The organism is Allobosea sp. TAB14 (assembly GCF_052113865.1).
In the GTDB taxonomy this organism is placed as follows: domain Bacteria; phylum Pseudomonadota; class Alphaproteobacteria; order Rhizobiales; family Beijerinckiaceae; genus Allobosea; species Allobosea spartocytisi.
This window is the reverse complement of record NZ_JBFRDQ010000141.1, coordinates 1-22,588: the sequence shown is the minus strand read 5'-3', so window position 1 is coordinate 22,588 and position 22,588 is coordinate 1. Positions and strand designations below refer to the sequence as shown.

Below are 22,588 nucleotides of genomic sequence, written 5' to 3'. Positions count from 1 at the left end.
CATTCCGATGACGGCGCGCGGGTTTGGTCTCGAACAGCCCTCATCGCAAAAGCGGCGCCCGCTTTTGCGGGTCCTTCAGTGCGCCAGCGCCTTGACGATCTCGTCGGTGACCTTCTTGGCGTCGCCGAACAGCATCATGGTGTTGGGCTTGAAGAACAGCTCGTTCTCGACGCCCGCATAGCCGGAGCCCATGCCGCGCTTGATGAACAGCACCGTCTTGGCCTTCTCGACGTCGAGGATCGGCATGCCGTAGATCGGCGATTGCGGATCGGTCTTCGCCGCCGGGTTGGTGACGTCGTTGGCGCCGATGACGAAGGCGACGTCGGCTTGGCCGAATTCCGAGTTGATGTCCTCGAGCTCGAAGACCTCGTCATAGGGCACGTTGGCCTCGGCCAGCAGCACCGGCGGCGGCCCAGCCGGAATAGGAGTTCAGCATGGACACGACGACCGGCATGTCCGCGCCGCCGATCGGCACGATCAGCAGCACGCCGAGCACCAGCGAAACCAGCACGATCAGCCAGAAGACGCCGTGGCTCTCGGTCTTGATGAAGATCGCCAGCAGGACGACGAGCGCGATGGCGAGGCCGATATTGATGCCATGGCGCTGCGGCAGCATGATCGGCTTGCCGCTCATGCGCCCGTCGAGCTTGAGGAAGGCGATGATCGAGCCGGTGAAGGTAACCGCGCCGATCGCGACGCCGAGCGCCATCTCGAACAGGCTCGCGCCGTGGATCGAGCCGACATGGCCGATGCCGAAGGCCTCCGGCGCATAGAGCGCCGCAGCCGCCACCAGCACGGCGGCGAGGCCGACCAGCGAGTGGAAGAAGGCGACGAGCTGCGGCATCTGCGTCATCTGCACGCGCTTGGCCATGAAGGCGCCGATGCCGCCGCCGATAGCGATGCCGAGGATGACGAGCAGCCAGCCCGAGAAGCCTGACGGCGGGAAGAACACCACCGTCGTCAGGATGGCGAGCCCCATGCCGATCATGCCGTAGCGGTTGCCCTGGCGGGAGCTGGTCGGATGCGACAGGCCCCGCAGAGCCATGATGAACAGGACGCCGGAAACGACGTAGAGCAGGGCTGAGAGGTTGGCGGCCATGCGTCAGCCCTTCTTCTTGTACATCGCGAGCATGCGCTCGGTGACGAGGAAGCCGCCGAAGATGTTCACCGAGGCGAGCACGAGGGCGACGAAGCCGAAGATCTTGGCCCAGATCGGCCCGTCGCCGAGCGCCGGAAGAGCCTCGACGCCGACGGCGAGCAGCGCGCCGACGACGATGACCGAGGAGATCGCGTTGGTSACSGACATCAGCGGCGTGTGCAGYGCCGGCGTCACCGACCAGACGACGTAGTAGCCGACGAAGACSGCGAGCACGAAGATGGCGAGGCGGAAGATCGTCGGATCGACGCCGCCGGTGGCGATGCTGGCCGCCGCCGCCGCCTGGTCGGCATAGCGCTCGGCGAGCTCGGCCGCCTGCCTGGCCAGCGCCGCGGCGTTGCGGGCGCTTTCGATGGCCTGTTCGGGAGAGGGATTTGCCATGGTCGGAATTCCTTCGCTCAGGCCTTCGGCGCGAAATTCGGATGGATGACGGCGCCGTCCTTCGTCAGGGCGGTCGCCTTCACCAGCTCGTCGTCCCAGTTCACYGCGAGCTTCTTCTCGGCCTTGTCGATCAGCGTYTCGACGAAGGCATAGAGGTTCTTGGCGTAGAGCGCCGAAGAGGTTGCGGCGAGCCGGCCCGGCACGTTGAGATGGCCGACGATCTTGACGCCGTTCGGCGTGACGACGACTTCGCCGGGCTTGGCCAGCTCGCAGTTGCCGCCGCGCTCGACGGCGAGATCGACGATGACGGAGCCGGGTTTCATGCTCTCGACCATCGCCGCCGAGATCAGCTTCGGCGCCGGGCGGCCCGGGATCAGCGCAGTGGTGATAACGATGTCCTGCTTGGCGATGTGGCTGGCGGTCAGTTCCGCTTGCTTGGCCTGGTATTCCTTGGACATCTCCTTGGCGTAGCCGCCGGCCGTCTGCGCCTGCTTGAACTCCTCGTCCTCGACGGCGAGGAACTTGGCGCCGAGCGACTCGACCTGCTCCTTGGTGGCGGGGCGCACATCGGTCGCGGTCACGATCGCGCCGAGGCGACGCGCGGTCGCGATCGCCTGCAGGCCGGCGACGCCGACGCCCATCACGAAGATCTTCGCGGCCGGCACGGTGCCCGCCGCCGTCATCATCATCGGCAGCGCGCGGCCGTATTCGGCAGCGCCGTCGATCACGGCGCGGTAGCCAGCGAGGTTGGCCTGCGAGGAGAGCACGTCCATCACCTGCGCACGGGTGATGCGCGGCATGAACTCCATGGCGAAGGCGGCGACATTGGCCTTGGCCAGCGCCTCGACCTGTGCCTCATTGCCGTAAGGGTCCATCGTCGCGATGACGAGCGCGCCCGCCGGCAGCCCGGCGATCTCACCCTCGCCCGGACGACGCACCTTCAGCACGATATTCGCCCCGGCAAGCGCCTCCGTCGCCGTCTTCGCAATCGTCGCGCCCGCCGCCTCGTAATCGGCATCGAGGATGCCGGAGGCTTTGCCGGCGCCGGTCTCGACGACGATCTCGGCGCCGAGGCCCTTGAACTTGCGGACGGTTTCCGGCGTCGCGGCGACGCGGGTCTCCGCCCCTTGCGTTTCGGCTGGGACAGCAATGCGCATGGCGGGGCAGGCCTTTCCGGCGTTACGGGAAGCGGATCAGTAGAGGAGCAGCGCGAGCAGCATCAGCACGAGCGCCACAAGCGGCGCGCGCCAGGAGATCTTCTCCGAGGCGATGCCGACGCCGGTTCCGATCACCGTGAGGAGCGTGCCAACAAGAGCGGTACCCCAGGCGTGCTTGGTGCCGCCAACCGCGAGCACCGCGACGATGGCGAGGCAGGCCACCGTGCCGACTTCGGCCATGTGCACGAAGCCGCCATAAGTGCGCTCATGCTCGGGATAGTCCATCGCGGGAATGTCGGCGTGATGGGCGTGGTCGGCCATGGTCTCGATCCTGAAAAAGACACAGTCTCTCTAGCCTGTAGCGCACCCGTGACGGACGGGCAACGCGGCAGCGTTACGCGCTGGTGAAATGAACCGCGCCCTCGCGGCCTTCTGTCCAGTTTCCGTGAAAATACGAAATTTAAATCGATTTAACAACGCCATCCATGCGCAGTTCACAACCTGCGTGCGACCGCGATTAACGCCATTTCGGCGACGGCGAGGACGACTCCCCCTGGATTCGGCTAAATTCTCGCAATCGAAGGGAGGCGCTTTTCGTGGACGACCCGCGCAAGGATACCGAAGGGGCTGATCCCTTCGCGCTCAACCCTGCCCTGCACGAGAAGGCCAGGCGCTGGTTCGCCGAGGCGCGCGAGCAGACCAAGCGCGACGAGGAGGACATCGCGGCCTGGCGCCGCACCTCCGGCGGCGGTGACGAAGGAGCCGGAGGCTTCGGCGACGACAGCGGYGGCGGCGATTGCGGCGGTGGTGGCGACTGAGCCGCGCGAGCCTAGGGCTTCAACCCGACCTCGACCAACGCCGCGTGCTGCCGCTCGGCGACGCCCTCCACCGTGAACCCCTCGATCTCCGCCTCGAACAGCCGGTGGAAATTCAATTCGGCGTCGAGATGCAGGAAGACGCCGCCGAGCCCGATCGCGGCCCGGTCCATGAAGACGAATTCGCGCGGCACCGTCACCGGCCCCCGCGCCTTCAGCGCCTGATGCACCTGGAAGGCCTGCTTGCGGCCATACTCGGCCGGGCTGACGCCCTCGGCGATGCGCCTGACACGATCCTCCAGCAGAGGCCCGTAGATGAAGCGCGCCCAGATATTCAGGGTGTCGACGAGGTCCTTGGTCAGCCCCTTGAAGCCCCAGGTCTCATAGGCATGGACGACGCGGGCATCATCGCCCTGCTGCAGGCCGCGATAGAGGTCGACCACGCCACCGACGAATGAAGGTGGGAAGATGCGGATGCAGCCATAGTCGAGCAGGTTGATGCCCTGCGGCTCGCCGCCCTCCGAAAACACCGTGTAGTTCCCGAGATGCGGGTCGCCATGGATGACGCCGTGATGGCTGAAGGGCCGCCACCAGGCCTTGAACATCGCGGTCGAGATGCGGTCGCGCACCGCCTGCCCGTCCTGCTTGTGCGAGAGGATCGGACTGCCGTCGAGCCAGTGCATGGTCAGCAGCCGCCGGGTCGAGAGCGCCGGCTCCAGAGCCGGCACGCGCACTTGCGGCGTCTCCGCCAGGATCGCCTGATAGAGCGCGGCATGCTTGGCTTCGCGCTTGTAATCGAGCTCCTCGCGGACGCGGGCGCCGATCTCCTTGGCGATCTCGCTGGTGTCGATCACCGCGCCCATGCGCCGGTGCAGCGAGAACAGCACCTCGAGCTGGGCGATGTCGGCCTCCACCGCCGATTCCATGTCGGGATATTGCAGCTTGCAGGCGAGCGGGGTGCCTTCCAGCGTCGTCGCGCGATGCACCTGCCCCAGTGAAGCGGCCGCCGCCGGCTTGAGGTCGAATTCGCCGAAGCGCTCGCGCCAATTGGCGCCGAGCTCGGCCATCATCCGGCGCTTGACGAAGGCTGCGCCCATCGGCGGCGCCTGCGACTGCAGCTTCTGCAGCTCGGCGGCATATTCCGGCGGCACCACGTCGGGAATGGTGGCGACGAGCTGCGCCACCTTCATGATCGGGCCCTTCAGCCCGCCCAGCGCCTTGGCCAGCGCCTCGGCATTGGTGGCGTCGCGCCCCTCGACGCCGAAGAGCCGCGCGCCCGCGATCCGGGCCGCCACCCCGCCGACATTCGCGCCCACCCGGGCATAGCGTGCCGCGCGGGCGGAGAATCGGTTGGCTTCGCTATCGCGTTCGGACATCGGTCTCTCGGGTTCGGCTCGATCAATAACAGCCATCTAGGGATCGCCACCGCCGCGACCAAGCCCACCACGCCTTTTAACTTTTTGGAGACGGTTGCCACCGAAGCACGACGCTGATGCTCGCGCTTTGGTTGCCTGCGAGCGATTCGCACTGCATCTTGCGTGCAGGATAGCGGATGTGAGGCGAGCATGCGGCGATGCTCTGGCACCGAACGGTCTGGACAAGTCCAGGCGTGTGATGCGCGGCTGAGGAAGCGGCGTTTCCGGCTTCCGTTCTTGGAAAGCAGCCCCGTCGCCCTGGCGGCTGGTATGAGCGGCCTCCTCGCGGCGCTGCCGGTTCAGGCGCAATGCTTGCCAGACCCGCCCGGCGCGGGCGCGACGGTCTCCTGTTCGGGCACCGACCCTGACGGATTCGCGGCACCTGCAGGCGTGCCGGTCACCGTTAACGTCAACCCCGGCGCGACGATCCAGCAGGCCCCGAGCGGCCAGGCGCTGACATTCGGGACCAACACCTTCGCGAACACGCTGAACAACAACGGCTCCATCGTCGCGACGGGCAATGGCGCGGGAGCTTTCACCGGCCTGAGCTTTTCCTCGGGGACCGGCGCGGGAAGCAATCTCTTCAATAATTTCGGCACGATATCCGCGACGAACACCGGAGCAGGTGCCGCGACCGGCATCGCGATCCTGCAGGGCAATGCGGCCTCGACGATCCGGATCGTCAACAATGCCGGCGCCACGATCGCCGGCACGGCGGCAGGCGGCGCTGGCGCGGGCATCAGCCAGACCTTCGCGGCGGGCGCCGCGGCGCGGGCGCTGGTGATCGACAACAGCGGCATCATCCAGGGAACGACCGACGGCATCGCAGCCGGCACAGGCGCCGCCGGCGCGGCACAGACCATCGCCATCACCAACGGCGTCGGCGGCAGCGCCGCCCAGATCAATGGCGGCACGGGAGCCGCGCTCAACTTCGCCGGGAACGGTGTCTACACCGTCACCAATCTGGCCAGCGGAACCATCAACGGCGCGATCCTCAGCTCTGGCAATGACAGGCTCACGATCGACAACGCCGGAACCATCAACGGCAATGCCAGCCAGGGCAACAATAACGACACCTTCATCATGCGCGGCGGCACCCTGAACGGGAATCTCGACCAGGGCAGCGGCCTTGGCGACGGCGTCGACACCTTCATCATGACCGGCGGCACGATCAACGGCTCGGTCGATCAGGGCGGCGARCTCGAYTTCGCGACGRTKTCCGGCGGCGTCATCACCGGTGGSCTGAACGARGGYGACTTCGTSACGRTCACCGGCGGCCAGATCGGCTCGATSRACATGACGCTCGCCAACAATGTSSTGACCATGTCGGGCGGCACGGTCGTCGGCAACATCCTGGCAGCGCAGAACAACGACACGCTCAACCTCTCGGGCGGCTCGATCGGCGGTTTCGTCAATTTCGGCAACGGCAACAACGTCTTCAACGTCAGCGGCGGCACCGTCGCCGGCGCGCTCATCAGCGGCAACGGCAGCGACATCGTCAACTGGAATGGCGGCGGCGTGCTGTCCTCGGGCTTCCAGCTCGGCGCCGGCAACGACACCGCCATCTTCACCAACCTGACGGACGCCAATCTGGTGCCGACGGCCGTGATCGACGGCGGCACCGGGACCGACCGTCTGACCTGGGTGAACACAAGCGCCACAGGCGTCGCCCGCTTCATCAACTGGGAGCTGATCGAGCTGACGAACAACTCCCGCCTGACCTTCGCCAGCACGCTCACGCTCGGCGACGCGGGCACGGGAACCGGAACGCTGACGGTGGATGCGACCAGCACGGTCTTCGCCGGCAATGGCAGCCACGCCATCGTGCCGTTCACGGCCGGGCAGCTCGCGACCGTGACCAATGCCGGCCTGATCGATCTCACCAACGGGCCCGCAGCGGCGACGGACAGCCTCACCATCCTCGGCAACTATACCGGCCAGAACGGCAGGCTCAGCCTTCAGACCGTCCTCGGCGACAGCGCCTCCCCCTCCGACCGGCTGATCATCTCCAACGGCACGGCCAATGGGAGCACGGCCATTGGCGTCGTCAATCTGGGCGGCCCTGGCGCCCTGACGCTTGGCAACGGCATCGAGGTGATCAGTGCCGTTAACGGCGCGACCACCGCAGGAGCCTTCACGCAAGCGGGGCCGATCGCCGCCGGCGCCTTCGAATATCTGCTGTATCATGGCGGCGTGACGCCGGGCAGCGAGCAGAACTGGTATCTGCGCTCGACCGCCCCTCCCGCGGCGCCTGCAACACCTACTCCTCCCGGGGTGCCTGAACCGCCTGTACCGCAGCAGGCGCCCGGCATGCCCGCCGTCGCGCCGGCCCCGGCAGGTGCGACCGTACCGCTCTATCGGCCCGAGGTCGCCGCCAACACGCTGACGCCATCCACGGCCCGCATGGTCGCGCTGASCACGCTCGGCACCTTCCACCAGCGCCGGGGCGACCAGTATCTGCTGAACCGCGGCGAGCAGAGCTCGGCCGCCTGGGGCCGCATCTTCGGCGAGCATCGCGAACAGGCGCAGTCCGGTACCGTCAGCCCGGAGTTCAAGGGCAATATCGTCGGGCTCCAGACCGGTCTCGACCTCTACGGCATCGACAGGCCGGACGGGCATCGCGACCGCTTCGGCCTGTTCTTCGGCTACGGCCGGGCCGAAGGCGACACCCGCGGCTTCGCGCTCGGGCAACTCCGCGCGCGGGCCGGCAAGCTCTCGCTCAACAGCTACAGCCTCGGCGGCTACTGGACCCATATCGGCCCAAGCGGCTGGTATGTCGACGCGGTCGCGATGCATAGCTGGCTCGACGGCAATCCGCGCTCGGACCGCGGCCTGAAGGCGGATGCGACGGGCTCGGTCCTCACCGGGTCGATCGAGGGCGGCTATCCGATCGCGCTCGGCGCCGGCCTCGTGCTGGAGCCGCAGGCACAGCTCGTCTGGCAGCGGTCGATGCTCGACCGGGCGAACGACCTGTTCTCATCGATCGACCACCGCGATGCGAATGTCGTCTCCGGCCGCATCGGCGCGCGCCTGCAGGGCAGTTTCGCCTGGGGGGCGATTCCGGTGCGGCCCTATCTCACCGTCGATCTCTGGCATACCTTCGACGGCAACGACAAAACCCTGTTCGACGCCAATCTGATCACCACGCGCTACGGCGCGACGGCTGTCGAGATCGGCGGCGGCGTCGCCGCGGAGGTCGCAAGCAATGTCAGCCTCTTTGCCAAGGCGAGCTATCTGACGAACGCCTCCTCCGAGCGCAGCCGTGGCGTCTCGGGCAATGTCGGGCTCCAGGTGACCTGGTAATCCTTCGCGGCCCGGGGGCCGCCGCAGGGTCGACGATCCCTTACGCCCGACCTCCGTCTCATCGGATCGAAAAGTGGAATCCGCTTTTCGGTCCGATGCTCTAGGTGCCCCTCCCCGCCAGCAGGCAGATCCGCCGCGCCACCTCATAGGAGGCTTCGAAAGCCGGCACCGGCAGGCACTCGAAGCGCGAATGGAAATTGAGGCCGCCGGTGAAGAAGTTCGGCGTCGGCAACCCGCGTGCCGAAAGCGCCGCGCCATCGGTGCCGCCGCGCATCGGGATGAGCTTCGGCGCGATCTGGAGTTCCTTCAGCGCGGTCATCAGCAGCTCGACCGAGCGGCGGTCCTCGCCCAGGCTGTCGCTGATATTGCCGTAGGTGTCGCTGACCTCCCAGGTCACCTTGCCGGTCGGATAGCGGCCGGCGATATCCTCAGCGACCTCACCGATCCTGCGCTTGCGCGCCGCGAAGGAGTCGCGGTCGAAATCGCGGATATTGGCCTTGAGCACCGCCTGTGAGGCATTCGCGTCGAGGCCGGTAAACCAGACATATCCCTCGCGCCCTTCGGTGTTCTCGGGCGTCTGCGCCCTGTCGAAGGCGGCGATGAAATCCTGCGCCATCAGCAGCGGGTTCACCAGCACGCCCTTGGCCGACATCGGATGGGCGGTGACGCCGGTGAAGACGATCTCGGCGCCGGCGGCATTGAAGTTCTCGTAGACGACTTCGCCGAGTTCGCAGCTATCGATCGTATAGGCGAAATCGCAGGGGAAGCGGGCRAGRTCGAGYGCCTTSGCGCCGCGCAGSCCRATCTCCTCGTCRGGMACGAAGGCGACMWGGATRTCGCCATGCTCGTCCTCGGCCTTAAGCCGCGCGAGCAGCGTCATCACGATCGCGACCGCCGCCTTGTTGTCCGCTCCGAGCACGCTGGTGCCGTCGCTGAAGACGACGTCATGGCCCTTCCAGGGCAGGATCTCCGGATGCTCCGCCACGCGCAGCCAGATGTCCTGCGCCTCGTTCAGACGAAGATCCTCGCCCGCGAAGCGCAGCAATTGCGGCTTGACGACCGGCGACAAGCCCACATCGACCGTATCGACATGGGCGATGAAGCCGATGCGCGGGGCGTTCGGGCGCGTGCCACGCTTCACTGCGGTGACCGTCGCATGCGCGTCGATAACCACATCCTCAAGCCCGAGCGCGCGCAGTTCACCCGCGAGCAATTCCGCCAGCTCCTGCTGGCCCGGCGTGCTCGGCAGCGTCGTCGCCGCGCCATCGCTCTGGCTCTCGACCGCGACATAGCGGAAGAACCGCTCCAGCAACTCGTCTCGCAGGCTCATCGAACGCAATTCCCTGATTCTCAGCTTCCGCCCGCTCGGGCGAGGCTGCTTCGTACCTCGTCGACGTCAGCCGCGCGACCACCTGCCGCCTCGACCCGGCGGACCGTCCCCGCGATCAACTGCGCATTCGTTTTCGCGCAGCCGAAGGGCGCGTCCTCCAGCCCGCCGCGGACATGGACCCCGCGCGCCACGGCCGGCCCGATCAATTCGGACAGATCGACGCCGAGCCCCGCGATCATCACCGGAGCGCCAGGTGCATCTTCGGCCAGCAGCTTCAGATGCGCTTCGAGCGCCCATTCGCGCGGCGGAAAGCCCCAGGCGAAGGCATCCGAGAACATCAGCCGGTAGATCGGCACGGGCAGGTCGGGATGGGCCCGCGCCAGGGCGGCACCGAGCCGCGTGAAGCCGGGCTCATAGATCGCATAGCTCGGATGGACCTTGTGGCGCCGCGCCACATCGATGCCCTCGCGGATATGCTCGCCGGGATTCTGGTAGATGAAACCGGCCTCGCCCTGCGGAATACCGGCAAAACTCGTCCAGTTGCAGGAGCCGGGATCGAGCACGCCCCATTCGGCGAGGCCGCGCTTCGCCAGCTCTTCCAGATGGGTGTAGCGCCCGGAATTGATCATGTCGCCGGCATAGGAGGAACCGAGGATCGGGATCGTCGGGTAGACGATGGCATCGACCTTGGCGCGGATGCCCTCGATCGCCCGCGCATAGAGCTCCCAATCGTCGCGCTGGCGCCCGGTTTCGACGTCATAGACATGCAGATGCACGATCGCCGCGCCCGCCTCGACCGCCGCGATGCCGTCCGCGACGATGTCGGGAATGCTGATCGGGATGCCGGGTTGGCGCTCCTTGCCCCAGGGGCCGTTGATCGCGGCCTCGATCCAGATCGGGGGGGTCATGCCGGCATATCCTTCGGCCAATTGTCGCGGATCCAGCGCGTCAGTCCGGCCTCATCGACCTCGCCGGCCGCGAGCGCGAGGATAGCGGCTGCGGCCATTGCTGGCTCTACGTCGAAATCGATGCCGTTGAGACCCAGGAAAACGAACATGCAGGCGAAGGCTGCACGCTTGTTGCCATCAACGAACGGATGGTTCCGGGCGATGCCGAAAGCGTAAGCTGCCGCCAGCGCTGCGAGGCTGGTTTCGCCATAGGAGAACCTGTTCGGGGCACGGGCCAAGGCCGATTCGAGCAGGCCGCGATCACGGACGCCTTCCGGCCCTCCGAAGATGGCGAGTTGCTCCGCATGGATATCGAGAGCGAGCTCGACACTCACCCAGAGCGGCTCGCTCACTTGGCGAGCTCGCGATAAGTGGCGGCATATTTCTTGAACGACTTGCGGGCGATCGCCATGCCGCGGGCATGCAAATCCTCATGCCGCTGCAGCTTGAGCGCTCCCTCCGGCTGCCGAACGAGCTCGAGCTTGTCTCCCTCGCTGAAACCGAGTTGCGCCAACAGATCCTTGGGCAGGATCAGCCCGAGCGAATTGCCGATCTTGCGGATCTGCAGCACCGTCGCCTCGGTCTCCTCGACCTTTTTCAGCTCGCTCATGGCCCCGCCCTCCTGTTATACAGAACGTATAACATAAAATGGGCGTCGCCGCGACCCTTTCACGATTTCAGAGCAGGGTGTTCTTCTTCCAAAACCCGATGAGCCTGTCCGCAGCTTGCCCCGCCTCGGCCATAGCGGCGCCAGCGTGCTCGTTACCGACGCGGAGAATATCGGCAAGGTCGAGGCGATCCGCGACGCGCTGCCGAACCTGCGCAAGATCTTCGTCGTCGGCGGCGCAGGCCATCTCGATTTCGAAGCGGAGATGGCGAAGGCCTCCGACCGTTTCACCGCGGCCGATACGCGCGCCGACGACCCGGCCGTGATCATCTATACCTCCGGCACGACCGGAAAGCCGAAGGGCGCGCTGCATGCCCATCGCGTCCTGCTCGGCCATCTGCCGGGCGTGCAATTGCCGCAGGAATTCTTCCCGCAGGCGCATGACCTGTTCTGGACCCCGGCCGACTGGGCCTGGATCGGCGGCCTGCTCGATGTCTTGCTGCCGAGCCTCTATTGCGGCGTGCCGGTGCTGGCATCGCGCGCCCGCAAATTCGATCCCGAAGCCGCCTTCGCCCTGATGAACAGGCACAAGGTCCGCAACGCCTTCCTGCCGCCGACCGCGCTGAAGCCTCTACCCGGTGAAGCCCGGCTCAATGGGCCGCGCCGTGCCCGGCCACCGCGTCGCGGTGATATCGCCGGAAGGGCGCGAACTGCCCGATGGAGAGCAGGGGCTGATCGCGGTTGCGCGGCCCGATCCGGTGATGATGCTGGAATACTGGAACCAGCCCGAGGCGACGGCGGCGAAATTCATCGGCGACTGGCTCGTCACCGGCGACAGCGGTGCGCGCGATGAGGACGGCTATTTCTGGTTCCAGGGCCGCGACGACGACATCATCTCCTCCGGCTCCTACCGCATCGGGCCCGGCGATATCGAGGATTGCATCATCCGCCACCCGGCCGTGCTGATGGTCGCGGTCATCGGCGTGCCCGATCCCGTCCGCACCGAGATCGTCAAGGCCTTCGTCCTGCCGAAGCCGGATGTGGCGCCAACAGCGGAACTGGCGACTGAAATCCAGGCCTTCGTGCGCGACCGGCTGGCGGCCTACCAGTATCCGCGCGAGGTCGAGTTCGTGACGGAACTGCCGCTGACCGCGACAGGCAAGATCATGCGCAAGGATCTGCGGAATCGCGAAATCGAGAAGCAGCGGGGCGGTGGAAAAGGCTGACAACGAACAGGAAGAGCGCGGGATCCCCTCTCCTGTAAGGAGAGGGGTAGGGGTGAGGTGTAGGCCCCTGGACCAGTGAACTGCGACCTCACCGCTACGCAGCGACCACCTCACGGCAAACACGGTGAGCGGCCTACCCCTCACCCTGCCCTCTCCCTCCGGGAGAGGGTTCCCCGCGGGTTCTGAAGAGCCGTCAGATCGCCTGTAGCACCAGTTCAAAGGTCATCAGCACCGGGTTATCACGGCAGACCAGCCGCCCGCTCGCCAGCGCGCCGCTATAGTCGACCAGCGCGACATCGATCGCTGCTTCAAAGCCCCCCACGCCCGGAGCGACCCGCCCCTCAGTGATCGCAACCTCCGTTGCGAAATTCTCGACCACCCCGCCATCGACGAACCGCGCCCCGATGGTCGAGCCGACGCCGCCATGGATCGCGGCCTCGCGGATGCCGCGCTCGGCGCAGAACGCTTCCAGAGCTCCGCAGAAATCGACATTCGGCTTCACGCGCAACGCGAAGAAGCGTCCATCCCCGGCGCCACCTGCCGCAGCCGCCACCGGTCCGAACAGCTTGAAATGCGTCTCGCCATCCGGCTCAGCCGTGAAAGCCGCACCATCGAGTCCGACCGCCTGCAGCGTGATCGTCTCGGCCACGGTCGTCTCGTCCGGGAGGATATGCCCGCCGCTGCGCTTGCCGTCTCCTTCCACCCACAAGGCATGCGCATGGAAGAACGGCGCCCCGTCGCGCTGGCCGAAGGTCATTGCGCCGACCTCGATCCGCGCCCCGCCCTCCGGTCGGAAGGTCTCGCTATAGAAGGCCGCATGTTCCGGCGTCTTCGACAAAGCCGGCATCACATAGGCGAAGGGTGCAAGCTTCAGTCCGTCGAGCTTCACCACACCCGAGGTGAAGCCCTCGGCCGCGAAACCGCTCCTCACGGCCTCCAGCAATGGCACGCCGCCAGGCAGCGTCAGCGAGAAGGCCCGCCCACGGCATTCCACCCACTGAATGCGCTCGGGCGTGCCGGTGCCGGGCTGCTCGATCCGCCTCACGACGCCTTCCCCTTCAGGAAGTCGAGCTCGCCGCGCTTCTCCAGTTCGTCCTTGACGAGGCGCTTCGGCACCTTGCCATAGCCCGATTTTGGCAAGGCATCCCAGAACAGGAAGCGCTTCGGCATCTTGTAGCGGGCGATCTTCGGCCCGAGGAAATCCGCGATCTCGCCTTCGGTCGCGTGCTGGCCGGGCCGGTTGACGCAGACCGCGATGCCGATCTCGCCCCAGACCGGGTCGGGCACGCCGAGCACGGCGACCTCCGCGATCGCCGAATGAGTCAGGATCTTCTCCTCGATCTCGCGCGGATAGATGTTCGAGCCGCCGGAGATGTACATGTCCGAGGCCCGGCCGGTGATGTAGACGAAGCCCTGTTCGTCCATATGGCCGAGGTCGCCGGTGCGGAACCAGCCATTGCGGAAGGATTTCGCATTGGCCTCCGGATTGTCGTAATAGCCGGCGAAGACGGCCAGCCCGATCACGCAGATCTCGCCCTGAACGCCCGCCTCGACCTCTTTCCCGTCCTCGTCCTGGATCTGCACCTGCATGCCCGTGCGCTCGAAGCCGCAGGTGCCGATGCGGGCGTTCGGGCCGTCCTCGGCCTCGTGCAAGGCCGGGGGCAGCACCGTGATGTTGCCGGTGACCTCGCCCAGCCCGAAATACTGCACGATCACCTTGCCGAGCTTTTTCAGCGCCGCCTTCTGGTCCTCGCGATACATCGGCGCGCCCGCATAGATGATGTAGCGCAGGCTGGAATGATCATGCTGGTCCACGGCCGGATGCTCGACCAGCATCTTCAGGATCGTCGGCACGGTGAAGATGTTGCTGATGCGATGCTTGGCGATCAGCCGATAGGCCTCGTCGATATCGAAGCGCTCGGTCGGCAGCAGGATCGAGGTCGCCCCGCGCGCCGAGATCATCAGTTGATGCACGCCCGCGCCATGCGAGAGCGGCGCCACCACAAGCGAGGCGTCCTTCTCGGTCGAGCCGGGCACGAGGTCGCAGAGATGGTTGGTGATGACGAATCCCATCTGGCCATGGGTCAGAACGGCGGCCTTGGAGCGCCCGGTCGTGCCGGAGGTAAAGAAGAACCAGCAGGGATCGTCATGCTCGACCGCGACATTCTCGACCTTTTCGCCGCGATGGCGCGCGATCACCGCACCGACCTCGTCCTCGCCGAAAGCGCCCTCGCCGATCCGCCAGGTGAACTCCGGCGCCGGGCTCGCGGCCGCGACTGCGGCCGCATGTTCCGGGAAATCGCCATGGCAGAGGAAGCCCTTCGCGCCGGAAGCCGTGGCGAGGTAGGCGACCTCGTCCGGCAGCAGGCGGAAATTGGTGGGCACCCAGACGGCGCCGAGCCGGAAGGTCGCGAACATCGAGACGAACATCGCGTCGCAATTCTTGGAATGGACGAGCAGGCGGTCGCCCTTGCCGATCCCGCGCGCCCGCAGGCCCGCAGCCAGCGCCGAGACTTGCGCATCGATCTCGGCCCAGTCGAGCGTCTTCTCGCCCCAGATGAAGGCGGGATGCGCGGGCAGGCGCCGCGCATTCTGGGTCGCGATATGGGCAAGGTTCATCACGCGCCGCGTCATCGGCACGACGCCCCCCGTCGGGGCTGGCTTTGCAGAGCTCATCTTGCGGCTCTCCCTGTCTCGATGGATCGCGGCTTCGCGACCGTCATGGGCCTGCCGGCCCGTTTGGATACGAACATCTCGGCCAGAAGCGCTTCCATACGCTCAGCTTCGCGAGCCAGCGGCACCGCGAGTTCCGCCTGTCGGCCTGGCGCCATCCGGCTGTCGATCGCGGCGATGGAGAGGGCTCCCGCGACCCGCCCGTCCGGATAACGGAAGGCCCGCCCGATACCCCATGAACTGGCGACGAGCCGGCCGGGATTGAGCGAGAAGCCGCGCGCGCGCGTTTCGGCGATATCGACCCGCAAGGCATCCGGAGCGAAGCCTGGATAGCGGGCCAGCAGCACGGCTTCATTGGCCGCGATCACACGGTCCACATCATCGTCGGGCAGCGCGGCCAGCATCGCGAGCGAGCCGGCGCCGACGCCGAGCGGATGCTGGTCGCCTGCCTGCAAGGCGTGGGTCCGCACCGGGTACGTCCCCTCCTCGCGATGCAGGCAGATCGCGTAATTCTCGCGCCGGACGGTCAGGAAGCTCGTGTCCTGCGTTTCCGCCGACAACCGGCGCAGGCCGTCCATCGCGATTTCGAGCAGGCCGTGGCGCCGCGCCGCCAGCACGCCGAGCACGAAGGCCTCCTCGCCGAGGCAATAGCGCCGCGTCTGCGGCTCCTGCTCGACCAGGCCTGCGCGCATCAAGGCCAGCAGCAGGCGCCGCGTCGTCGGCTTGTTGAGCCCGCTTCCGGCGACGATCTCGCCGAGCGGCAGGCCTTCGGCCGGCTCCCGCCCGATCAGCGAGAGCAGCCCGAGCGCCCGGTCGACGCTCTGCGAGCCGGACAGGCCGGCTTCGGGCGCGGAATTCTGCGGCAAGCGCTCCTCCAAATAGTCCATGATATGGACCTTATTCTTGTATCTCAACCCTAGATGGGCGGTTTGCGGATTGCAATGCCGCACCCCTCGTGTAATCTGCCGGCCGTCCCGCTGCCTGGCTATTCACAGTGTGGACCACAATCGACGCCGGCGACAGACAAGATCGGCGCGAAGGGAGGAACGGAATGATGGCCCTTTGGGCATCCCATAGTGCAGGCGTATTGCGCCTTGCGACCGGCATCTGAGGCCGGCGCATGAGCGATATCGCCGATACCCTGACGATTCCCGAGAACCTGAGCGAGAACGCGGATGCGCGCCCGGGCTCCGCCATCATGCGCCCGGTCGAGATGGTCGCGGCCGCGCTGGTCGCCTTCATCATCGGCGTGCTGCTGCTCGGCGTCGTCTCGCGCTATGTCTTCGCGCTGCCCTTCGTCTGGGTCGACGAGGTCGCCTCGATCGCCTTCATCTGGCTCGCCATGCTCGGCGCCGCCATCGCCGTCGACCGCAACGAGCATCTGCGCCTGACCCTCTTCGTCGGCATGATGCCGGCACGCCTGCGCGAGTTCACCGAGACGCTGGCGCTGACCGCCGTCGCCGCCTTCCTCGCCGCGATGGTCGATCCGGCCATCGAATATGCGGTGGAAGAGAGCTACGTCACCTCGGCTGCGCTCAACATTCCCGTGAGCTGGCGCGTCTCGGCCATCGCCGTCGGCATCGTGCTGATGGGGCTATTGACCCTGCGCTATCTCTTCAAGACCGCGCGCCTCGCCGACATCGCCACTGCGGCGGTGATCATCGGCGGCTTCGGCCTCGCCTTCTGGCTGCTCGGGCCGACGCTCAAGGGCCTCGGCTACTACAACATCCTGATCTTCCTGATCGGCGTCGTCGCCGCCTGCCTCGTCGCGGGCGTGCCGATCGCCTTCTGCTTCGGGCTGGGCACGCTCGCCTTCCTCGCCTTCTCGACCAACGTCCCGATGCTCGTGATGATCGGGCGCATGGACGAGGGCATGTCGAGCCTCATCCTGCTCTCCGTGCCGATCTTCGTGCTGCTCGGCTGCATCCTCGATGCCACCGGCATGGGCAAGGCAATCGTCGATTTCCTGGCCTCGCTGCTCGGCCATGTCCGCGCCGGCATGTCCTATGTGCTGCTCGGCTCGCTCTATCTCGTCTCCGGCATCTCGGGCTCGAAGGTCTCGGACATGGCGACGGTCGCGCCCGCGCTGTTCCCGGAGATGAAGCGGCGCGGCTACAAGCCCAAGGACCTGATCGCGCTGCTCTCCACCGGCGCGGCTATGGCCGACACCGTGCCGCCCTCGATCGTGCTGATCGTGCTCGGCTCCGTCGCCGGCGTCTCGATCGCCGGACTGTTCAATGCGGGCTTCGTCATCGCCGGCGTGCTGCTGGTGGCGCTCGCCGGCCTCGCGCGCTGGAAAGCAGCGGCCGAGGACATGAAGGGCGTGCGCCGCGCCCCGCTCGCGGTGATCGGCAAGGTCGCGCTCGTCGCGGCCCCGGCGCTGGTCCTGCCCTTCATCATCCGCGCCGCGGTCGGCGGCGGCGTCGCCACCGCGACCGAGGTCTCGACCATCGCCGTGCTCTATGCCCTGGTCATCGGCATCGTGCTGTATGGCGGCATCGGCCCGCGCAGGTTCTACGCGATGCTGGTCGAGACGGCGGCGCTCTCCGGCGCGATCCTGATGATCCTCGGCACCGCGCTCGCCATGGCCTGGGCGCTGACCCAGACCGGCTTCGCCCGCGACCTCGCCACCTTCATGGCGAACCTGCCCGGCGGCTGGCTCGGCTTCATGGCGGTGTCGATCGTCGTCTTCATGATCCTCGGCTGCGTGCTGGAAGGCCTGCCGGCGATCGTGCTGCTGGCGCCCCTGATGTTCCCGATCGCCAAAAGCCTCGGCATCAACGACGTGCACTATGCGATGGTCGTGGTCACTGCGATGAATATCGGCCTGATGGCGCCGCCGATCGGCATCGGCTTCTACATCGCCTGCAAGATCGGCAACGTCTCGCCGGACGAGGCGATGGGCGCGATCTGGCCCTATCTCATCGCCCTGCTCGTCGGCCTCGTCGTCATCGCCCTCGTCCCCGGCCTCTCGACCTGGGTGCTGTGAAGCTCGCCGCCAACCACAAGAAACAAACAACAGACGCTCTCAAGGAGAAAACGCCCATGACCATCTCGCGCCGTACCCTGCTCCAGGCGACAGCCGCCGCCTCTGCCATCGGCACCTTCCATATCGGCCGCGCCAACGCCCAGGCCGCCGAGTTCACCTATAAATACGCCAACAACCTGCCCGTCGCGCACCCGATGAACATGCGCGCCAACGAGGCTGTGGCCAAGATCAAGGAAGAGACCAAGGGCCGCGTCGACATCCAGATCTTCCCGAACAACCAGCTCGGCTCCGACACGGACATGCTGAGCCAGGTGCGCTCGGGCGGCGTCGAGTTCTTCACGCTCTCGCCGCTGATCCTCTCGACACTGGTCGCCAACGCCTCGCTCTCCGGCATCGGCTTCGCCTTCCCGAACTACGACGCCGTCTGGAAGGCGATGGACGGCGAGCTCGGCGCCTATGTCCGCGGCCAGATCAACAAGGCCAATCTCGTCGTCATGGACAAGATCTGGGACAACGGCTTCCGCCAGATCACCTCGTCCAAGGGCCCGGTCGCCACGCCTGACGACCTCAAGGGCTTCAAGATCCGCGTGCCGGTCTCGCCGCTCTGGACCTCGATGTTCACCGCCTTCCAGTCGGCCCCGGCCTCGATCAACTTCGCCGAGGTCTACACCGCGCTGCAGACCAAGATCGTCGACGGCCAGGAGAACCCGCTCGCGATCATCTCGACCGCCAAGCTCTTCGAGGTGCAGAAGTACCTCTCGCTGACCAACCATATGTGGGACGGCTTCTGGTTCCTGGCCAATCGCCGCGCCTGGGAGAAGCTGCCGGAAGACCTGCGCGCCATCGTCGCCAAGAACATCAACGCCGCCGCGCTGCTGGAGCGCGACGACGTCGCCAAGCTCAATGCCGGCCTGCAGGGCGAGCTCGCTTCCAAGGGCATGGCCATCAACGAGACCAAGGCCGACGCCTTCCGCGAGGCGCTGCGCAAGGCCGGCTTCTACGCCGAATGGAAGAAGAAATACGGTGACGAAGCCTGGGCGATCCTGGAAAAGGCCGTCGGCAGCTCGCTGAGCTGATCGGCGTCTCGCATATGAACCCCGTCATTCCGGGCAAGCCGCATTAGCGGCGCCGACCCGGAATCCATCGTAGAGCGCATCGCCCTATGATGGATTCCGGGTCTCCGCTTCGCTCCGCCCGGAATGACACTCTCTCTATGAACTGCGGATTATGACCATGGCCGACCGGCTGAAGGGCAAGATCGCCATCGTCTTCGGCGCCGGTTCCTCCGGCCCCGGTTGGGGCAATGGCAAGGCCGCGGCGGTCGCCTATGCCCGCGAGGGCGCCGGCGTCGCCTGCATCGACCTCAATCGCGAGGCCGCCGAGGAAACCGCCGCGATCATCGCCGGCGAGGGCGGGAAGGCTCTGGCGCTCGCCGCCGATGTCACCGACCTCGCCTCGGTCGAGGCCTGCGTCGCCGAGACCGTGAGCCATTTCGGCCGGCTCGACATCCTGCACAACAATGTCGGCGTCACCCATATGGGCGGCCCGGTCGAGCTTTCGGAGGATCAGTTCGAGGCCTCGCTCCAGCTCAATCTCGGCTCGGTCTATCGCTGCGCTAAGGCCGCGATCCCTGAGATGCTGAAGAGCGGCGGCGGCGCCATCGTCAACATCTCCTCGCTCGCCGCCATCCGCTGGACCGGCTACCCGTACTTTGCCTATTACGCGACCAAGGCGGCAGTGAACCAGGCGACGGTCGCGCTCGCGATGCAGTATGCCAGGCAAGGCATCCGCGCGAACTGCATCATGCCCGGCCTGATCGACACGCCGCTGATCTACAAGCAGATCTCCTCGCAATACGCTTCCGTCGAGGAGATGGTCGCCGCCCGCAATGCGCTGGTGCCGCTCGGCCAGATGGGCACCGCCTGGGACATCGCCAACGCCGCAATCTTCCTGGCTTCGGACGAGGCGAAATTCATCACGGGCGTCTGCTTGCCGGTCGATGGCGGCCAGAGCTGCGCGACCGCACCGCTGGGTTGAACAAGAGTATTCGCGTCATTCTCGGGCGAAGCGAAGCGGAGACCCGAGAATCTCTGGCAGGAAGAGACGCAGGAACCGCCCCCGGCAAGAGCTGCTCAGGTCAGRCCCGAGCATGACGTTCCCCCTCTCCCCATCGACTGTTCATTCCCCCATTGGAACGCTTGCTCCATTTCGTCATCGCTGCCAGAACTGTCGCGCATAGAGAACCCGCCGCGAGCACGAACGACGCATGAGCGATATGGCGACGACGGAACTGCCGCGTGATTTCGACGGCCTGCGCACACTGATCCTCGCCCAGCGTGAGAGTTTGCCCAAACGCATCGCGCAGATCGCCGCCTATGCGCTCGACAATCCCGACGAAATCGCTTTCGGCACCGCGGCCAGCATCGCCGTTTCCGCTGGTGTCCAGCCCTCGACGCTGATTCGCTTCGCCCAGCATCTCGGCTTCGACGGCTTCACCAGCCTGCAGGGCGTCTTCCGCGAGCGCCTGCGCGAGCGCAATTCCAGCTATGAGGAACGCCTCAGCACCTTGCGGAGTGGCGAAGGCCCGGCCGGCAACCATCACATTCTCGACGGTTTCCTCACCGCCTCGCGCAAATCGCTGGATGTGATGAGCCGCAGCCTCGACGAGGGGACGCTCGACCGGGCGATCGAACTGCTGGCCGGCGCCGAGACGATCTACATCCTCGCCCGCCGTCGCTCCTACCCCGTCGCGAGCTATCTCGCCTATGCGCTCGGCAAGCTCGGTGTGCGCTACCAGCTCGTCGAATCGGCGGCCGGGCTCGATCCCGAGATGATCGCCTTCGCCACGCCGAAAGACGCCGTGCTCGTCGTCAGCTTCTCGCCCTACGCGCCGGCCACCGTCGAGGATGCCCGCGGCCTTGCCGAGCGCGGCGTGCCGCTCGTCGCCATCACCGACAGCGCCTTCTCGCCGCTCGCGAGCTTCGCGCAGCTCTGGTTCGAGGTCGCGGAAGCCGATTTCGGCGGCTTCCGGACGCTGGCCTCGACCATGGCGCTGGCGATGGCGCTGACCGTCGGCATCGGCGAGGCACGCCGCGACGGTCGTGGCAGGAGCCGCCGCCGCGGCCCGCTCGGAAAAGCCTAGGAATATCCATTCCGCATTGACGAAATAATGGAATTATTATTTCATGCCGGCAGCCAGGGCCGTTCGGCCTGAGAAGCATCGCAGCCGGGAGGAGCATATGACGGGACCGCTCAGCGGATCGGCGCAGGCGCTCGACGTCATCACCATCGGCCGCGCCTCGGTCGATCTCTACGGCCAGCAGATCGGCTCGCGGCTGGAGGATGTCACCTCCTTCGCCAAGTCGGTCGGCGGCTGCCCGGCCAACATCGCCATCGGCACGGCCCGGCTCGGCCTGCGCTCCGCCCTGCTCACCCGCGTCGGCAACGAGCAGTTCGGCCGCTTCCTGCGCGAGCAGCTTGCCCGCGAGGGCGTGAACCTCGACGGCCTCAAGACCGATCCAGAGCGGCTCACCGCGCTGGCCATCCTCTCGGTCGAGAGCGACAAATCCTTCCCGCTGCTGTTCTACCGCGACAACTGCGCCGACATCGCGCTGGAGGAAGGCGATATCGACCCCGCCTTCATCGCGCGCGCCCGTGCCGTCGTCGTCACCGGCACGCATTTCGCTCAGGCCAAGCCCGAGGCCGCCCAGCGCAAGGCGATGCGGCTGATGCGCGAGAACGGCGGCAAGGTCGTGCTCGACATCGACTACCGGCCCAATCTCTGGGGCCTCGCCGGGCACGATGCCGGCGACAACCGCTATATCGCCTCGCAGGCCGTCTCCGAGCGAATGAAGACGGTCCTGCCCGGCTGCGACCTGATCGTCGGCACGGAGGAGGAGGTGCTGATCGCCTCCGGCGARAGCGAGCTCCTTCAGGCGCTGAAGACGATCCGCGCGCTGACGCCAGCGACCATCGTGCTCAAGCGCGGCCCGATGGGCTGCATCGTCTATGACGGCGCGATCTCCGACGATCTGGAGGACGGCATCGTCGGCAAGGGTTTTCCGATCGAGGTCTACAATGTCCTCGGTGCCGGCGACGCCTTCATGTCCGGCTTCCTGCGCGGCTGGCTCGGCGGCGAAAGCCTCACCACCGCCGCGACCTGGGCCAATGCCTGCGGCGCCTTCGCCGTTTCGCGCCTGCTCTGCGCGCCGGAGATTCCGACCTTCGAGGAACTTCAGTACTTCCTCAAGAACGGCAGCCCGCATCGCGCGCTCCGCAAGGATGAGGACATCAATCACATCCATTGGGCGACGACGCGCCGGCGCGACATCCCCTCGCTGATGGCATTTGCCTGCGACCATCGCTCGCAGCTCGAAGAACTCGCAGCAAAGGTCAGTGCCGATCCCGCCCGCATCCGCGACTTCAAGGTGCTCGCGGTCAAGGCCGCCGCCCGCGTCGCCGATGGCCGCCCGGGCTACGGCATGCTGCTCGACGAGAAGCATGGCCGCGAGGCGATGTTCGAATTCGCCCGCCACCCCTTCTCCTGGCTCGGCCGCCCGGTCGAATTGCCCGGCTCGCGCCCGCTGCGC

19 protein-coding genes and 2 pseudogenes are annotated in these 22,588 nt (G+C 66.6%); 9 read left to right on the top strand and 12 right to left on the bottom strand.

Annotated elements, in window-relative coordinates; translation table 11 throughout:
- Positions 1-75 precede the first annotated feature (75 nt).
- The 4 genes and pseudogenes from AB4Y99_RS19695 to AB4Y99_RS19680 form a co-directional block, all read right to left on the bottom strand.
- Positions 76-1,099: pseudogene (locus tag AB4Y99_RS19695) on the bottom strand (NAD(P)(+) transhydrogenase (Re/Si-specific) subunit beta).
- Positions 1,100-1,102: 3 nt separating this feature from the next.
- Positions 1,103-1,537: an NAD(P) transhydrogenase subunit alpha part 2 gene (locus AB4Y99_RS19690; protein WP_038359688.1), complete on the bottom strand. Its 435-nt coding sequence runs from the start codon at positions 1,535-1,537 to the stop codon at positions 1,103-1,105.
- 17 nt (positions 1,538-1,554) lie between these two features.
- Entirely contained in the window at positions 1,555-2,694 is a 1,140-nt protein-coding gene (locus AB4Y99_RS19685) for a Re/Si-specific NAD(P)(+) transhydrogenase subunit alpha (protein WP_441524500.1), read from the bottom strand.
- A 36-nt stretch (positions 2,695-2,730) separates the two neighbouring features.
- A complete protein-coding gene (locus tag AB4Y99_RS19680) occupies positions 2,731-3,015 on the bottom strand; it encodes an aa3-type cytochrome c oxidase subunit IV (RefSeq protein WP_038359690.1) in 285 nt (94 codons plus the stop codon).
- A 275-nt stretch (positions 3,016-3,290) separates the two neighbouring features.
- On the opposite strand from AB4Y99_RS19680, the gene AB4Y99_RS19675 reads away from it, so the two are divergent.
- Entirely contained in the window at positions 3,291-3,512 is a 222-nt protein-coding gene (locus AB4Y99_RS19675) for a hypothetical protein (protein ID WP_441524499.1), read from the top strand.
- An 11-nt stretch (positions 3,513-3,523) separates the two neighbouring features.
- On the opposite strand, the gene AB4Y99_RS19670 is transcribed toward AB4Y99_RS19675, so the two are convergent.
- Positions 3,524-4,885, bottom strand: coding sequence for an ABC1 kinase family protein (locus AB4Y99_RS19670; protein ID WP_441524498.1), 1,362 nt, complete (start codon positions 4,883-4,885; stop codon positions 3,524-3,526).
- Positions 4,886-5,194: 309 nt separating this feature from the next.
- On the opposite strand from AB4Y99_RS19670, the gene AB4Y99_RS19665 reads away from it, so the two are divergent.
- Positions 5,195-8,227 carry an autotransporter family protein gene (locus AB4Y99_RS19665; protein ID WP_441524497.1) on the top strand — a complete coding sequence of 1,011 codons (3,033 nt, stop codon included), beginning with the start codon at positions 5,195-5,197 and terminating at the stop codon, positions 8,225-8,227.
- A gap of 100 nt (positions 8,228-8,327) precedes the next feature.
- On the opposite strand, the gene pepT is transcribed toward AB4Y99_RS19665, so the two are convergent.
- From pepT to AB4Y99_RS19645, 4 genes are read right to left on the bottom strand one after another with little or no spacing between them, the layout of a single operon-like run.
- The gene (pepT, locus tag AB4Y99_RS19660; protein WP_441524496.1) at positions 8,328-9,557 is read right to left on the bottom strand and encodes a peptidase T; all 1,230 of its coding nucleotides are present in this window, start codon (positions 9,555-9,557) and stop codon (positions 8,328-8,330) included.
- 20 nt (positions 9,558-9,577) lie between these two features.
- Positions 9,578-10,465 carry a beta-keto acid cleavage family enzyme gene (locus AB4Y99_RS19655; protein ID WP_441524495.1) on the bottom strand — a complete coding sequence of 296 codons (888 nt, stop codon included), beginning with the start codon at positions 10,463-10,465 and terminating at the stop codon, positions 9,578-9,580.
- On the bottom strand, positions 10,462-10,857 hold the full coding sequence (locus tag AB4Y99_RS19650; protein ID WP_191125242.1) for a type II toxin-antitoxin system death-on-curing family toxin: 396 nt from the start codon (positions 10,855-10,857) through the stop codon (positions 10,462-10,464). Before AB4Y99_RS19650 ends, AB4Y99_RS19655 begins: the two co-directional genes overlap by 4 nt.
- Positions 10,854-11,114: an AbrB/MazE/SpoVT family DNA-binding domain-containing protein gene (locus AB4Y99_RS19645; RefSeq protein WP_113254502.1), complete on the bottom strand. Its 261-nt coding sequence runs from the start codon at positions 11,112-11,114 to the stop codon at positions 10,854-10,856. The genes AB4Y99_RS19650 and AB4Y99_RS19645 overlap by 4 nt, the downstream gene beginning before the upstream one ends.
- 145 nt (positions 11,115-11,259) lie before the next feature.
- On the opposite strand from AB4Y99_RS19645, the pseudogene AB4Y99_RS19640 reads away from it, so the two are divergent.
- A pseudogene (locus AB4Y99_RS19640) lies at positions 11,260-11,703 on the top strand (AMP-binding protein); the annotation flags it as partial.
- A 46-nt stretch (positions 11,704-11,749) separates the two neighbouring features.
- On the top strand, positions 11,750-12,337 hold the full coding sequence (locus AB4Y99_RS19635) for an AMP-binding enzyme (RefSeq protein ID WP_441524494.1): 588 nt from the start codon (positions 11,750-11,752) through the stop codon (positions 12,335-12,337).
- Positions 12,338-12,530: 193 nt separating this feature from the next.
- Here AB4Y99_RS19635 and AB4Y99_RS19630 read toward each other — a convergent pair whose 3' ends face one another.
- Genes AB4Y99_RS19630 through AB4Y99_RS19620 form a run of 3 tightly spaced genes read right to left on the bottom strand, consistent with a single transcriptional unit; the run spans position 12,531 to position 15,876 of the window.
- On the bottom strand, positions 12,531-13,382 hold the full coding sequence (locus tag AB4Y99_RS19630; protein WP_441524493.1) for a PCC domain-containing protein: 852 nt from the start codon (positions 13,380-13,382) through the stop codon (positions 12,531-12,533).
- Positions 13,379-15,013: an acyl-CoA synthetase gene (locus AB4Y99_RS19625; protein ID WP_441524492.1), complete on the bottom strand. Its 1,635-nt coding sequence runs from the start codon at positions 15,011-15,013 to the stop codon at positions 13,379-13,381. Before AB4Y99_RS19625 ends, AB4Y99_RS19630 begins: the two co-directional genes overlap by 4 nt.
- Entirely contained in the window at positions 15,010-15,876 is an 867-nt protein-coding gene (locus AB4Y99_RS19620) for an IclR family transcriptional regulator (protein ID WP_441524491.1), read from the bottom strand. The genes AB4Y99_RS19625 and AB4Y99_RS19620 overlap by 4 nt, the downstream gene beginning before the upstream one ends.
- A gap of 254 nt (positions 15,877-16,130) precedes the next feature.
- Here AB4Y99_RS19620 and AB4Y99_RS19615 point away from each other — a divergent pair, with 254 nt between their 5' ends.
- The 5 genes from AB4Y99_RS19615 to iolC all read left to right on the top strand — a co-directional run.
- Positions 16,131-17,999, top strand: a complete 1,869-nt coding sequence (locus AB4Y99_RS19615; protein ID WP_441524490.1) for a TRAP transporter large permease — start codon at positions 16,131-16,133, stop codon at positions 17,997-17,999.
- Between the two features lie 56 nt (positions 18,000-18,055).
- On the top strand, positions 18,056-19,075 hold the full coding sequence (locus AB4Y99_RS19610) for a TRAP transporter substrate-binding protein (RefSeq protein WP_441524489.1): 1,020 nt from the start codon (positions 18,056-18,058) through the stop codon (positions 19,073-19,075).
- A gap of 157 nt (positions 19,076-19,232) precedes the next feature.
- The gene (locus AB4Y99_RS19605; protein WP_441524488.1) at positions 19,233-20,036 is read left to right on the top strand and encodes an SDR family NAD(P)-dependent oxidoreductase; all 804 of its coding nucleotides are present in this window, start codon (positions 19,233-19,235) and stop codon (positions 20,034-20,036) included.
- Between the two features lie 229 nt (positions 20,037-20,265).
- Positions 20,266-21,141, top strand: a complete 876-nt coding sequence (locus AB4Y99_RS19600) for a MurR/RpiR family transcriptional regulator (protein ID WP_441524487.1) — start codon at positions 20,266-20,268, stop codon at positions 21,139-21,141.
- 97 nt (positions 21,142-21,238) lie between these two features.
- Positions 21,239-22,588 (top strand): 5-dehydro-2-deoxygluconokinase (iolC, locus tag AB4Y99_RS19595; RefSeq protein WP_441524486.1); only part of this gene is annotated, 1,350 nt, incomplete at its 3' end.

Bases quoted from the DNA above. Each gene is read 5' to 3' on its own strand.
- AB4Y99_RS19680 (WP_038359690.1), bottom strand. From the start codon at position 3,015: ATGGCCGACCACGCCCATCACGCCGACATTCCCGCGATGGACTATCCC.
- AB4Y99_RS19670 (WP_441524498.1), bottom strand. From the start codon at position 4,885: ATGTCCGAACGCGATAGCGAAGCCAACCGATTCTCCGCCCGCGCGGCA.
- AB4Y99_RS19655 (WP_441524495.1), bottom strand. From the start codon at position 10,465: ATGACCCCCCCGATCTGGATCGAGGCCGCGATCAACGGCCCCTGGGGC.
- AB4Y99_RS19645 (WP_113254502.1), bottom strand. From the start codon at position 11,114: ATGAGCGAGCTGAAAAAGGTCGAGGAGACCGAGGCGACGGTGCTGCAG.
- AB4Y99_RS19625 (WP_441524492.1), bottom strand. From the start codon at position 15,013: ATGAGCTCTGCAAAGCCAGCCCCGACGGGGGGCGTCGTGCCGATGACG.
- AB4Y99_RS19615 (WP_441524490.1), top strand. From the start codon at position 16,131: ATGAGCGATATCGCCGATACCCTGACGATTCCCGAGAACCTGAGCGAG.
- AB4Y99_RS19610 (WP_441524489.1), top strand. From the start codon at position 18,056: ATGACCATCTCGCGCCGTACCCTGCTCCAGGCGACAGCCGCCGCCTCT.
- AB4Y99_RS19605 (WP_441524488.1), top strand. From the start codon at position 19,233: ATGGCCGACCGGCTGAAGGGCAAGATCGCCATCGTCTTCGGCGCCGGT.
- AB4Y99_RS19600 (WP_441524487.1), top strand. From the start codon at position 20,266: ATGAGCGATATGGCGACGACGGAACTGCCGCGTGATTTCGACGGCCTG.